Annotated in this window: 10 protein-coding genes; 8 read left to right on the top strand and 2 right to left on the bottom strand. The window is 47.9% G+C overall.

What is annotated here, in order from left to right:
* The first annotated feature begins 5 nt into the window (after positions 1 to 5).
* On the top strand, positions 6 to 521 hold the full coding sequence (locus MHM95_RS16805; RefSeq protein ID WP_022944951.1) for a PH domain-containing protein: 516 nt from the start codon (positions 6 to 8) through the stop codon (positions 519 to 521).
* Positions 511 to 2,049, top strand: a complete 1,539-nt coding sequence (locus tag MHM95_RS16800) for a PH domain-containing protein (protein WP_239385841.1) — start codon at positions 511 to 513, stop codon at positions 2,047 to 2,049. Before MHM95_RS16805 ends, MHM95_RS16800 begins: the two co-directional genes overlap by 11 nt.
* Positions 2,050 to 2,061: 12 nt before the next feature.
* Here MHM95_RS16800 and MHM95_RS16795 read toward each other — a convergent pair whose 3' ends face one another.
* A complete protein-coding gene (locus tag MHM95_RS16795; protein ID WP_239385840.1) occupies positions 2,062 to 3,201 on the bottom strand; it encodes a PepSY-associated TM helix domain-containing protein in 1,140 nt (379 codons plus the stop codon).
* Between the two features lie 274 nt (positions 3,202 to 3,475).
* On the opposite strand from MHM95_RS16795, the gene MHM95_RS16790 reads away from it, so the two are divergent.
* The 6 genes from MHM95_RS16790 (at position 3,476) to MHM95_RS16765 (ending at position 12,147) form a co-directional block, all read left to right on the top strand.
* Positions 3,476 to 4,090 carry a PQ-loop domain-containing transporter gene (locus MHM95_RS16790; RefSeq protein ID WP_040643146.1) on the top strand — a complete coding sequence of 205 codons (615 nt, stop codon included), beginning with the start codon at positions 3,476 to 3,478 and terminating at the stop codon, positions 4,088 to 4,090.
* A 329-nt stretch (positions 4,091 to 4,419) separates the two neighbouring features.
* Positions 4,420 to 5,514 carry an efflux RND transporter periplasmic adaptor subunit gene (locus tag MHM95_RS16785; RefSeq protein WP_238319660.1) on the top strand — a complete coding sequence of 365 codons (1,095 nt, stop codon included), beginning with the start codon at positions 4,420 to 4,422 and terminating at the stop codon, positions 5,512 to 5,514.
* 9 nt (positions 5,515 to 5,523) lie between these two features.
* Positions 5,524 to 8,646: an efflux RND transporter permease subunit gene (locus tag MHM95_RS16780; RefSeq protein ID WP_239385839.1), complete on the top strand. Its 3,123-nt coding sequence runs from the start codon at positions 5,524 to 5,526 to the stop codon at positions 8,644 to 8,646.
* A gap of 211 nt (positions 8,647 to 8,857) precedes the next feature.
* Positions 8,858 to 9,427 (top strand): hypothetical protein, encoded by a 570-nt coding sequence (locus tag MHM95_RS16775; RefSeq protein WP_022944957.1) that lies wholly within the window; start codon positions 8,858 to 8,860, stop codon positions 9,425 to 9,427.
* Positions 9,428 to 9,485: 58 nt separating this feature from the next.
* Positions 9,486 to 11,558 (top strand): S9 family peptidase, encoded by a 2,073-nt coding sequence (locus tag MHM95_RS16770; protein WP_239385838.1) that lies wholly within the window; start codon positions 9,486 to 9,488, stop codon positions 11,556 to 11,558.
* Entirely contained in the window at positions 11,551 to 12,147 is a 597-nt protein-coding gene (locus MHM95_RS16765) for a DUF938 domain-containing protein (RefSeq protein ID WP_045979476.1), read from the top strand. The genes MHM95_RS16770 and MHM95_RS16765 overlap by 8 nt, the downstream gene beginning before the upstream one ends.
* Here the strand turns inward: MHM95_RS16765 and MHM95_RS16760 are convergent.
* The gene (locus MHM95_RS16760; protein ID WP_239385837.1) at positions 12,118 to 13,257 is read right to left on the bottom strand and encodes a GNAT family N-acetyltransferase; all 1,140 of its coding nucleotides are present in this window, start codon (positions 13,255 to 13,257) and stop codon (positions 12,118 to 12,120) included. The two genes, MHM95_RS16765 and MHM95_RS16760, sit on opposite strands and share 30 nt — an antisense overlap.
* Between the last annotated feature and the right edge of the window lies 1 nt (position 13,258).

Raw genomic sequence — 13,258 nt, 5'->3', positions numbered from 1 at the left:
GGTCTATGGGCTCGTCATTTAGTAATGAGCAGATTGAGCACCTGCCACAGCACCAAACCGTGCAATTACAACCTTTGCCGGGAGCGGCGTTAGGTTATCGCCTAACAAGGGCCTTGTTGTGGTTAGTGGGGTTGCTCGTTGCTACAGCCGCTGTTGCCTATTTGCGACCGCTTGATTTTGCCGCTTTGCGGCCTTGGTTGCCCTACGTTCTCCCAGCTTATGCATGCCTACACATACTCTGGCAGTACCTTACTTATCGCCATAGCGGTTATGCGATTCGCGAGCATGATGTGATGTATCAACGGGGGGTTATTTGGCGAACAACCACCCTACTTCCTTTTGCTCGTATTCAGCACAGCGAAATTCATCATGGGCCACTTGAGCGGCTCTGGTCTGTAAGTACCTTGCAGTTATTTAGTGCCGGTGGTTTTGCTGCCGACCTAACCATGAGTGGACTGCATCATCAACAAAACCAAGCCCTGCGCGACGTTATACAGCAGTACCACAACGATGAGCAATAATAGCAGCAATACGGCTGAACCAGCGCAGCAGTGGCAGCGCTTGAGCCCATGGGCGATTCTTTATTTCATTGTGAATACCGGTTACCGACTTATCGCTGATGGCTTCTTAAATATGTTGCCGGTCTTGGTGCTCTTTGTTGTAAATGTTGAACGTAAGATATTTTGGGCAGCATGGGGTGGAGGAATCGCGCTGCTGGCATTAGTTGCGTATGGCTGTGCTTATTACGCAACATTTCGCTTTCGGGTGCAAGGCGATGCTCAAGTGTTGCTTCATAAAGGTGTGTTTACTAAAGAGCGTCTGGCGTTACGTTTTACACGGGTGCAAAATATTAACCTTGCCACGCCTTTTTACTTTGCTCCTCTGGGAAGAACAAACTGCCAGTTTGACGCTGCTGGTAGCAGTGACAAAGAGATAGTCTTACCCGCCTTGAGTAATGCCTATGCGCAGCAACTACGTCGCTTTATTTTAGCGTCGAAGCAGCGCAGTGATGAAGTGGAGGGCGATACAGAGCAAGAGGCTCAAGTAGCAACCTCGGCTGATTTAGCCTTGCCGAACCATGAAGTGGCCAAATATGGGTTAATGTCGAATATGGCATTGCTGGCGCTAGCGGCCCTCATGCCTATTGCGAATATGGTCGATGGACTATTTGAGCAACTGGTGATCGCTAACTTAGATGCCTTTTTCAATGCTCACGACCTCTTGGCTGCATACGCTGAAGAGTTAACCCTGATCACTTTGCTTATCGCCGCAGTGATACTTACTGTCGGTGGTTCAGTGATCATGGCGTTATTACGGTTTTATAATTTTGAACTTTTTATCGAGCAGGCCCGTTTTCGTCGAGTTGCTGGGTTGTTAGAGCGCCAGCAACTCAGTATGCGTTTTACCAAGGTGCAAAGCGCGACCATTAAGCAAAACTGGGTCGCGGTATTATTGCGCCGTTATACCCTGAGTTTTGCGCAAGTGGCTACGTTCGGCCCGAAACACCAGCAGGATAAGCAATCGCTGTTATTGCCGGTGTTAACGCATGCGCAGATGACCCAGATGATGGCAACGATGTTTCCTTGGTTTGCTAACTATGATAGTGATTTGCAGCCGGTATCTCGGCGCTACTTTTGGCATCGCGTCGGTTTATTTGCCGCATTGCCGTTAGCTACAGTGAGTTGTTCATTGGCGGTTTTTATGCATTGGGCGTTCATTGCGTTAGCGCTGTTAATACTGCCTTTAGCGCTTTACCATTATTGTATATACAAGCGCCTTGGCTGGCAGTTAGTCAGTCATCAAGGGCAGGAGTTTCTAATCCATCGCAGTGGCCTAATTGGCAGTGTGCTCACGGTGTGTGAGCTCTTTAAAGCGCAGCAGGTCAGCGTGGTGCAAACAGCATTAATGGCCAAAGCTCAGGTCGCAACCATTAGTATTCAGTTTGCTTCAAAGCGTCTCACCTTGCCATTTATGCCTGAGCAGCAAGCACGGATGCTGGCCGATCGACTGTTATTTCATATCGAAACCGACCAGCGCGCTTGGTTCTAATGGCTTTTTTGCCTAGCTATAAGCCCGCTTGTGGTGTGTTTGTGCACGACGGTTGCGCTTAGAAGCCTTCTTACGGCGGCTTCGCACATACCACAAGTAAAACCCTGTGCCCGCCAACCAAACTGGGCTTAAACCGATCACTGCCCAGATGATTTTGCTAACAAGACCGGCAAAATAGCCAAAGTGTAACTTGCGAAAGCTATCGATTAATTGCCAACCAAATGCTACCTCACGGATATCCCAGTTGCTCATATGGGCACCTGTGTCACGGTTATAAGTCACCATATTACCGTATTCACTGAAAAGCGGATTGCTGCTGTCGACTTCTCCCCAAAAGGTAATATGGTCATCTCCCTCATGAGGTAACGTGATAAAAGTTGGCTTAAAGCTGGCAATTTGTGTGCGACTGTCATCCATTAATGACTGCAGTGATAAGTTTGCCGAATGTTGTTTGTTCATCACCACAGGGTGCTCTTCATCGGCATGTTCAATTACTTCGTGATACCACACAGCGTAGTTAAAGTAGCCCCCGGTGATCGCCAAAATAATGAGAATGGGAGAGCCAAAAACCCCCGTCATTTTATGAATGTCACTGAGCACAATTTGCAGCGTTGCTCGCCAGCGTAAAGTGAACAAACGACGCCAAAATTTGCGATAAATGATAAGTCCCGTAACCCCTAACACCAGTAAGAACAGTGCGAAGAAAAACCCCAGTACTGTTCCTGTTTGTCCTGGTAAAGAATCCAAGTCATTGAGCATAAAGGTGTAATGTAGCTCTACCAAGAAATCGGTAATGTAATGTGTGGTGCTAACAGGTTCAGAAAGTGTCTCGCCAGTGTATTGATTGACGTGGAACTTGTACCAATCCTCGGTGCCTTTTTTGATTGTGTACACTCTATCTGCAGTGTCATTATCAAACACTTCCCACGCAGCAATAACGTGTTCTGGATAACGTTGTTCGATGCGCTCGGTGAGCGTATCAAGCGACAACCGCTGTTCAGTATTGGCGACGGCAAAGTGTTTTTGCGGCATTAGCCAGCCATCTATTTCGCTTTTAAACACCAAAATAGCACCAGTGATACTGATCAACAGTAATGGCAGCATGGCAGCAAGAGCTAACCAGCTATGAATTTTAAATAGGGTTTTACGCATGGGACTAAGCGAGCTTTCTGACGGTTATGCAAATAATAACGATTATCAAAAATAATACAACCATACTCGTTAAGCGTAAACATAAGCTGAAAATGTAATTATATCTTTACGTTTGCATGGTGCGTTGAGTGCCGTATTGCTATTGCTTAGTTGGCTAGCATCTATACAATGCGCGCCTTAAAAAAGTTGTTAATAATCATGTGTTTACATTAATTGTTTGTTTATTAACGGCTTGTTTTCTATTTTAACGATTAGTTCAACAAAAGAGGTTGCTTTGACTGAGTATTTGCCCATTATTTCGTCTTTTATCTTAGCTTTTAGCTTTATGCCGATGCTAAATAAAGTTCGCAAAAACCGCAGTGTTTCTGGGCTTTCTTTGCTTATGATGAGTTTTGGCGTAGCGCAAAGTATTTACTTTATTGCCTTCAACCTATTTTTTGAGCGTTACTACATGGTTTTACCTTTTGTGGTGACCGGTATGCTCAGTAGCCTTATTTTGTACTATTTTCTTCGTTACGATGCCGCAGCCAAGCAGCGTAAGCAATTATTGTACATGCTACTATTCAGCGTGGCGCCGTTCTCTTTATTGGCTAGCCCTTACGTTGATGCCGATAGTCTGCTTATCGCTCTGACGTATGTTGGTCTGGTTATGAGCTCAATTCGCGTTATGCCACAAACTTATAAAACTTTGCGCAGTGGTGATGTTAGTAACTTGAGTGCGCGCTATTTTATGTTGCAGCTTCTGGCAGGGTGCTTTGGTCTGACGGCTGAACTTTATATGGCGGCGCCCAGCGTGTCGCATATTCTTAACTTTGTGATGATCTTATTGACCAATGCAGCGCAATTAGCCTGTATTCAATATTACCGTCATCGTCCTGCTATGGCATAAGTTCGAAGTAAAAAAGGCTGCCCGTATGCAGCCTTTTTCATCGTTTAGATACCCCACTTTATGCCCTCTCTTGTCGCCCTTTCAAGTCACCTAATCTCTCCATCTCGTTGATACGTATTATCGGTCATGGCTACAGGTGATGCCGTGGTGTAAAGAAACTGCAAAGTAGTAATACTTCCTTACAAATGTCACCTTACTTATACACGGCAACTTGTTAATATAACGTGAGTATAGATTTATCAAGGTAAGTGGGTATGCACAAGGTACTGAAAAAGTTGTTGGTGGCGCTGGGAGTCGTGTTAGTAACAGGGCTTGCTGGAGCCGCTGTTATGGTGTCGGCAAAGAAGCCAGATGAGACCAAGCAAGTTGATACACGCCCAGTCGTTGAGGTAGAGCAGCTTGCGGCCAACGATCATCAAGTGTTGCTATCCACATATGGTGAGGTACAGCCTCTTGAAAGCACTCAGCTTGCCGCGCAGGTTACCGGCGAGGTGGTAAGCTGGAACGAACGCTTTGTTGCAGGCGGTATTGTTGAGCGTGGCGAGCTGCTGTTCACTATTGAAAAAGATAACTATGAAGCTGCGGTATTACAAGCCGAAGCAGAGCTTGCTCGGGCCCAAGCGGCATTAATTGAAGAGCAAGCACAACAAGACGTCGCCAAAGACGAAGCTGCCCGTACACCGGGTGTAAAGCGTTCAGCATTATTCCTGCGTGAACCTCAGGTGCTCAGCGCCAAAGCTGCTGTTAAATCAGCAGAAGCAGCGTTAAAGCGTGCTCAGCGTGATTTAGACAACTGCGAAGTCCGCGCCCCCTACGATGCCTTAGTGATCAGCCGAAACGTAGGCCAAGGACAGTTCGTTTCTGTTGGTAGCCAAGTAGCTGAACTTAACAATATCGAGACGGCGGAAGTGATTGTCCCCGTGGCTGGTTTTGACAGTGCCTTTTTACCACAGCGTGTTGCTGGCACGCCGGCCACCATTATCCGGGAGGGGTTAAACGGTTTCACTCGCAGTGCCGTGATCGATCGCGATTTAGGCGTGGTCGACAGCGCTACGCGTATGAGTAACTTGGTGGTGCGTGTTAACGATCCCTACGCTATGCACGGGCAATTGCCTAAGCTGAAGTTTGGCAGCTATGTGCAAGTGCAGTTCGCCGGACAAACTTTGAAAGAGATTTTCCGCCTGCCGCAAGAGCTGGTGAATAACCAGACGGTGTGGGTGGTGAATAAAGACAACCTGCTGCAACCTCGACAAGTCAAAGTGGTACGTGAAGAAGATGAGTTTTTTCTGATCAGTGGTGGCCTTGATGCTGACGACCGTGTGGTTATCACTTTGCCTGAGTACCCGCAAGAAGGCATGGAAGTGCGTATTGCCGGAGCTGTAAATAGCTCTGAAAATAGCCCCAAGACAACGGATCAACTGTAGGAGCCGATAATGCAACAGCAAAAACAAACCGGCATTATCGCTTACTTTGCCAATAACCCTGTGGCTGCCAACTTGATGATGTTATTCATTATCATCATGGGTATTGTGAGTTACATCACCATCCAGCGGCAGATGTTTCCCAATGTTGAAGTCAACTATATCACCGTTCAGGCTAATTACCCGGGAGCCTCACCACAAGAGATTGAAGAAAGCATCCTGATCAAAATTGAAGAGTCACTTAAGGATGTCACTGAAATCGAAAAAGGGGTGTATCGTGCTTTTCGCAACTCAGGAAGCGCGCAGTTAGAGATAGACCCAGATGTTGAGCTCACCGATGTTTTAGATAAAGTTAAGCTGCGTGTTGATGGCATCGCGACCTTTCCTGCGGGAATGGAGCCTGTCACCATTAGCCAAGTAGAATTCCGCCAAGATGTCATAGGCATGTCTTTGGTGGCTGATTTACCTCTGACAGAACTCAAGCCTATAGCCAATAACATTGAGGATGAGTTACTACAGCTAAGCAATGTGTCGTTGGTGCAAAGCGATGTGCCACTCGATGAGATTGCTATTGAAATCAAGCCTGATACTTTGCGCCGTTATAGCCTCACACTTAATGATGTGGCCAGTGCGGTAAGGCGTTATTCGGCTAACTTCTCCGCTGGTCAATTACGTACCGATGCCGGCATTATCTCTGTGCGTGTAGAGGCGCAGTCATACTCTGGTGAGGAGTTTCGCTCTATTCCAGTGAAAGTTGGTGCTAATGGCGCGAAGGTCTTACTGCAAGATGTGGCGGTAATAAAAGACGGTTTCACCGAGGGTGAACGTTATTTCAAGTTCAATGGTAAAAACGCCATTTACCTCAGTGTGAAAGCAACCAAAGAACAAAATATGATTCCTGTGGCCGAATCGGTTAAAGCCTATATCGACAGTAAGAATGAGTCGCTCCCCTCTGGAGTGCGTCTTGTCCCCTTGATGGATATGACTTACTACCTCAATGCGCGCTTGGACATGATGCTGAAAAACTTGTTCCAAGGGGCCATTTTGGTGGCCATTATGTTGAGCTTGTTTTTACGTTTTAAATTGGCTCTGTGGGTGATGGTGGGCTTACCTGTCTGTTTCTTGGGTGCCCTGATGACCATGCCGTTATTTGGCATTAGTATCAATATCGTATCGTTATTCGCCTTTATCATGGTACTTGGAATCGTGGTGGATGATGCCATTGTCATAGGCGAAAGTGCCTATACCGAAATTGAGAGAAAAGGCGGTGGCGTTGAAAATGTGGTGCGCGGCGCTAAACGTGTCGCCACACCGGCGACCTTCGGGGTGCTTACTACGATGGCGGTATTCGCGCCGTTTACATTATCAAGTGGTCCTGAACGAGCCTTCTTCTTCGGTATCGCCGTGGTAGTGATGGCGTGTTTGGCGTTTAGCTTGATTGAATCAAAACTGATTTTACCCGCGCACATCGCTCATACTAAGTTCCCACCTATTAAAAAAGATGGGTTCAGAACGCGCTTTAATACTCGGTTCTTTGCTTTCGTTAATGGCCCTTACCGACGCACGGTAGAAAAGTGCATCGAGTGGCGTTGGGTGGTGCTATTAGGTTTCTTCGGTATGTTAGTGCTCAGTTTTACACTTATAGCCAGCAACCATGTGCGTATGGTTCCTACACCAAAAGTGCCGCATGACTTCCCGCAAATTAATATCGAGATGAACGATAATGCCTCGGACATGCAAACTATCCGAGCGGTGCAAAAAATTGAAGCCATGGTGCGTGAAGTTGATCGCGAAACCGAACAACAAGCTGGGCAAAAAATGGTGCGTGATCTGTTGGTGTTTAACCAAGGCCGCACGGAAGCCACGGTATTGGCGCCACTCGTTGAAGAAGAAATTCGCCCTTATAACGCCTTTGAATTGTCGCGCCGTTGGCGCGAAGCTATGCCAGAAATAGCCGGCATTAAATCACTGACTATCCAAGATGATGTCAACGGTAACCCGGGAGGGGACGGCGAATTCGGTTACCTATTGTTTGGTTCCGATATTGATACGCTTAATGTCGCTGGGCGTCAGTTTATCTCCATGCTGCAACAGCAAAAGGGGTTGTTTGATATTAGTTCAACCATCGACCCAGCAAGCAAGGAAGTGCAGCTTAGTCTCAAGCCAGTGGCCTATGACTTGGGTCTAGATTTGCAAGATATTGCTAATCAAGTTGGGGCAAGTTTCTATGGTGGTGAAGCGCAACGGGTGATCCGCAATGGTGAAGAAGTACGGGTGATGGTGCGTTACCCTAAACTCACGCGCGAGGCGTTCTCATCGTTAAAACACACCGTAGTGATGACTCCTAGCGGTCAAGAAGTGATGTTAGGTGATGTGGTTGAACTTCAAGAGCGCCCGGGCGTGAGCTATATTCGCCGCGAGGGGGGTTACCGCACCGTCTATGTGTATGGCAGCATCGATGAAGAAATGGTGGAGCCAACAGCCGTTGTTAAACGCATTAAAGAAGACCTACTGCCACAGCTAAAAGAGGACTTTCCCTCGGTTAAAACAGAGCTTGGCGGCTCCATTGAAGAGCAGCAAGCACAGGCAAATGAGCAAGTGCTGTTTTTCATTGCGGGAATGATCATTGTTTATATTCTTTTGGCTGTGCCGCTGAAGAGTTATAGCCAGCCATTCATTGTGATGTCGGTGATCCCGTTCAGCTTAACAGGGGCATTGTGGGGGCATTTTTGGTTCGGTCTTGACCTCAGTACCATGTCTTTCTTCGGCCTAATCGCCGCCGCCGGGGTGGTTATCAATGACTCATTGGTAATGACTGACTTTGTCAACCAAGCGCGCCGTGAAGGACACAGCACGGCCAGGGCAGTGGTTGAGGGTGGCTGCGCCCGTTTTCGTGCTATTACCCTGACGTCGATTACTACCTTTGCCGGTGTCCTACCCATTATGTTCGAAACCAGCCTACAAGCTAAATTCGTCATCCCTATGGCCGTAGCATTAGGCTTTGCGGTAATGTACGCAACGTTACTGACACTCATTTTGGTACCTTGCTTATATATGATACTCGCTGATGTGCGCCGAGCATTTGTTAAGTTCTGGCAGTTATTCAGTCGCAGGCCAAAAGCGGCAAAGGCGTAAGCAACTAATAGAAGGGAAGGAGACTTCCCTTTTTTAGTATCAAAGTATTATATTGCTTCAATAAACCAATACTTTATTGCGCTATGGCAAAGGGTGAAAGTAGAATATTAATCTTTCAGCTGGTTAAAAATTAAGTTACCTTTAAGTTTTAATTAAGCTTTATTGGGTTGCTACCTGGTTTGTTTAGGAAAGCCAAATTGTGAGGTTTGCAATGGTGAAGTCTTTACCCGAAAGTGAATGGATCAGCGTGGGCACGCTCAGTAGTCATACCCAGTTGTTTCGTGGCGACGTGGTTGAAGTAGAAGTATACGACACCCAAGGGCTAGTCAAAGATCTCAGTTTTGTCATCAATATTGAATCGGACCAGCAAGGGGAACCTCAGAATTGGTCCCGTGAAGTGGCGCAATACATTAACACTCATATTCCTTTAATGCAGGCTGGGCGCATGACCGAGCAAGGATTGATTGTTGGCTATCGTGGTAATGAAATTTATGCCAGTAGTCGCTGTGGCATTACTGAAGTAGTCATTAATTATAACTGTGTAGCTAAAAGCCAAGATCAGGTAGGAGAAATGGCTTCCGGCTATGATCACATTTTTCCTGTTAACCACGAGTCCTATCGCGCTGGTGACCGAGTACTGCATTTAGCGACTGGAAAGGTGTACCGTTGCAAGCCTTGGCCGTATACCGAACTGTGTCGTTTGGGTGGTAAAAACCACGATCAATACGAACCAGGCGTTGGCTTAAATTGGCAAACAGCTTGGCAAGAAGTAGAGGAATAGTCGCCCTGTTGAGCAAATGATACACTGACGGCTCAGTTTCAGTGTATTGAGGTCATTTGTGCAAGCACCCATCGCCAAAAAGGTTCCCCACTTACTTTCCCACCATGGTCAGCAGCGCCAAGATGATTACTATTGGATGCGTGACGATAAGCGTGAAAACCCCGAAGTTCTAGCGCACTTAGAGGCGGAAAATCGTTATTGTCAGCAAATGCTTTCGTCAACTGCGCAGCGCCAGCAACAGCTGTTCGCCGAGCTCAAAGGGCGCATAAAGAAAGACGACAATACCGTGCCGGTCAAAGATGGCGCTTATTGGTATCACAGCGAAGTCAGTGGTGATGAAGAGTACGGCCGACATTTTCGTGCCACCAGTTTTAGTGGTGATAATAAAACCCTGCTGTTGGATGTGAATCAGCTTGCACAAGGCCATGACTTCTATGATTTAGGTGAGGTGGCAGTGAGCCCCAATGAGCAGCTTCTTGCCTATGCCGAAGATACCTCGGGAAGACGTATCTACACCGTGGCTTTTAAGGATCTCGCCACCGGTGAGCTGCTTAGCGACACCCTCACTAACACCGAAGGCCAAGTAGTCTGGGCCAACGATAACCAAACAGTTTTTTATGTGCGTAAAGATGAACAAACACTGCTGGGTTATCAGGTGTTTCGTCATCGCTTAGGTACGGCGCAAGAGCAAGACGTACTGGTATACGAAGAGAGTGACCGCAGCTTTTACATGGGGCTGGGCAAAAGCCGTGACGAGAGCCTGATCTTTATCGATTTAGAAGCCACAGAAACCAGCCATACCTTCGCTATTGATGCCGATAATCCGTGTGCTCCAGTAACGGAGCTGCTGCCGCGCACCCAAGGGCACCTGTATGATATTGATAAGCTAGGTGAGTACTTTTATATCGTCAGTAATTGGCAGGCGAAGAACTTCCGTTTTATGCAAGCCACTGCCACGCAATTAGCCGACTTACAGCAATGGCAAGAGCTCGTTGCCCACCGCGAGGATGTGCTGTTAGAGAGTGTCGAGCTGTTTGAGCACTACTGGTTGCTCACCGAGCGCCAGCAAGGGCAGATAGGCTTTGTGGTGTACCAGCACCGCCAAGGCATGGCGACGGGGTCGCCGGTGCCACTGCAATTTGCCGACCCCTGTTACTTTGCCGGTGTGGCCATGAATCCCGAACCGAATGTGAGCAAGGCGCGGGTGTTTTATTCGAGCTTAACAACGCCGGGTAGCTTGTTTGAGTTTGATTTAGCCACGGGTGAGAAAACCTTGTTGAAGCAGCAGCAGGTGGTGGGTGAGTTTAATGCCGATGACTACGCCAGCGAACGCTTGTTTATCACTGTGCGTGACGGTGAGCAAGTGCCTGTTTCTCTGGTATACCGTCGTGATTTATTTAAAGGCGATGGCAGCAACCCGCTGTTACAGTATGGTTATGGTGCCTATGGCATTACTATCGATCCAAGCTTTTCCAGCACCATCCTGAGTTTACTCGATCGTGGCTTCGTCTATGCTATTGCGCATATTCGTGGCTCAGAGATGCTGGGCCGGCAATGGTATGAAGCAGGCAAGCTCAAACATAAGCAAAATAGCTTCAATGACTTTATTGATGTTACCGAGGCGCTGGTTGCCAAGGGTTATGGTGCTGAGGATAAAGTGTTCGCCAGCGGCGGCAGTGCCGGTGGCCTGCTGATGGGGGCGGTCATTAACCAGGCTCCGCATTTGTATCGTGCGATTGGCTGTCATGTGCCCTTCCTTGATGTGCTGACCACCATGCTGGATGAGAGCATTCCGCTGACCACTAACGAGTATGATGAATGGGGTAACCCCAACGATGAGGGCGATTATCAAACCATCGCGGCTTATTCCCCGTACGATAATATCAAGGCGCAAGATTATCCCCATATTTTGGTAACCACTGGGCTGCATGACTCACAAGTGCAGTACTGGGAACCGATGAAATGGGTTGCGAAAATGCGCGAGTACAAAACCGATAATCACCTATTGTTATTTAAAACCGACATGGAGTCGGGTCATGGTGGGGCTTCTGGGCGATTCAAAAGCCTGCAAGAGAAAGCCCTTGAGTTTAACTTCTTCCTACATACTTTGGCTGAAGATGAGCATCAATAAACCTTTTTCACAGGCGTGTGAAAACAATAAAGCGCCAATATTGGCGCAATTACAGCGTATTTTTAAAAATACTGAGCAGGTGCTTGAGATTGGCTCGGGCACTGGCCAGCACGCTGCTTTTTTCGCTCCTCGATTGCCGCACTTATTGTGGCAAACCAGCGACTTACCTGCTAACCATGATGGCATCGAGCTATGGCTGCAAGAGGCACAGTGTGACACCCTGTTACCGCCATTGTCTCTCGATATTGGCGAGCCTTGGCCGGTATCGCAACCAGATGGTATGTTCACTGCCAATACCCTTCATATTGTCAGCGAAGCGCTGGTTGAGGCGTTCTTTGCAGGGGTTAGTGAGCACTTGCCATTACATGGCCAGTTATGTATTTACGGGCCTTTTAAGTATCAAGGTCAGTTCACCAGTGCTAGCAATGCACAGTTTGATGCCATGCTCAAACAACGCGATCCACGCAGTGGTATTAGGGAGCAACAATGGCTGGTCGCCTTAGCCAAGCAAGCGGGGCTGACCTTGATTGATGATGTAGCGATGCCTGCGAATAATCAGTTACTGCACTTTGAACGGACTAAGCGCTAAGCATTGTTGTCTATACAAGTCCAGCTGCGCACTTTCGCGAGCCACAAAGTCCGTTAATGCGGCAGTGAATGGGCTGTCACAAAAGCGATGGCAGGAGTGGGTGTAAATCGGCGCAAAGCCACGGGCGATTTTATGCTCCCCTTGAGCGCCGCTATTAAAGGTTGTTAGCCCCTCGCTTATACACAATTCAATACCTTGGTAATAGCATAGTTCGAAGTGCAAGTGCTGGAATTGCTCATCGCAACCCCAATATCGACCGTACAAGGTTTGCTGGTCGCGCAGATAAAGGCTTGCGGCGACAATGGTGCCTTGGTGCCAAGCGCTGATAATGACCAAGTGGTCAGCCATCAGCGTGAGTAGCTGGGTGAAAAAGTTTGCGCTTAAATAGCCCAGGTGGCCTGAGCGCTTGAGGTAGGTTTGCTGGTAAAAGCGGATCATTGCATGCATTAACTCGGGGCTAATTTCCCGGCCTTGATGCACTTGTACCTGCAACTGCTGCGCCGCAATCTGTGCTCGTTCTTTTAACACTTGCTTGCGCTTACGAGACTTCAGTGCGCTACAGAAGTGCTCAAAGTTGTTATAGCCATGATTGCGCCACTGAAACTGTACGGTTTGACGCTTTAGTAAAGGGGGATGTGCCAAGTGTTGGCTGACGTCGTCATTGTAAAAGTTGATATGCCATCCCGACCATTGCTGTTGCTCGGCTTCGTGATCTAGGGCGTTGGCGAGAGCGATAGCCGCTTGCTGTGGGTCAATATCACGGTAAGCGATACGCGGGCCGGTGATGGGCGTAAAGGGGATGGCGCTAAGCCATTTAGGGTAATAGTCAAAGCCGTATTGCTGATAGGCCTCGGCAATACTCCAATCAAATACATACTCGCCATAAGAGTGAGATTTTATATAGCCTATACATAGGGCGACCAGCTGCTCACCTCGGTATAAACCTAGATGGTAGGGCTGCCAGCCGGATTGTGCGCAGGCACTCCCGGATTGTTCTAGGGCGTAAATAAACGAATATTGGCTAAAAGGGTGAGCGCTGAAAAAACGTTGCCAAGTGGGTTGTCCAACCTCGGTGACCGACGTAAAGAAGCGATGCGTCAGTGCCGCCATG

Origin of the sequence: Pseudoalteromonas sp. CnMc7-15, from assembly GCF_022347925.1 — a bacterium.
GTDB classification, from domain to species: domain Bacteria; phylum Pseudomonadota; class Gammaproteobacteria; order Enterobacterales; family Alteromonadaceae; genus Pseudoalteromonas; species Pseudoalteromonas ruthenica.
Note: the sequence above shows the minus strand (reverse complement) of the source record. Positions and strands in the feature narration are given on the sequence as shown.

Coding starts and splice junctions, on each gene's coding strand:
- MHM95_RS16775 (WP_022944957.1), top strand. CDS start 8,858: ATGGTGAAGTCTTTACCCGAAAGTGAATGGATCAGCGTGGGCACGCTC.
- MHM95_RS16795 (WP_239385840.1), bottom strand. CDS start 3,201: ATGCGTAAAACCCTATTTAAAATTCATAGCTGGTTAGCTCTTGCTGCC.
- MHM95_RS16760 (WP_239385837.1), bottom strand. CDS start 13,257: ATGGCGGCACTGACGCATCGCTTCTTTACGTCGGTCACCGAGGTTGGA.
- MHM95_RS16785 (WP_238319660.1), top strand. CDS start 4,420: ATGGTGTCGGCAAAGAAGCCAGATGAGACCAAGCAAGTTGATACACGC.
- MHM95_RS16805 (WP_022944951.1), top strand. CDS start 6: ATGGGCTCGTCATTTAGTAATGAGCAGATTGAGCACCTGCCACAGCAC.
- MHM95_RS16800 (WP_239385841.1), top strand. CDS start 511: ATGAGCAATAATAGCAGCAATACGGCTGAACCAGCGCAGCAGTGGCAG.
- MHM95_RS16780 (WP_239385839.1), top strand. CDS start 5,524: ATGCAACAGCAAAAACAAACCGGCATTATCGCTTACTTTGCCAATAAC.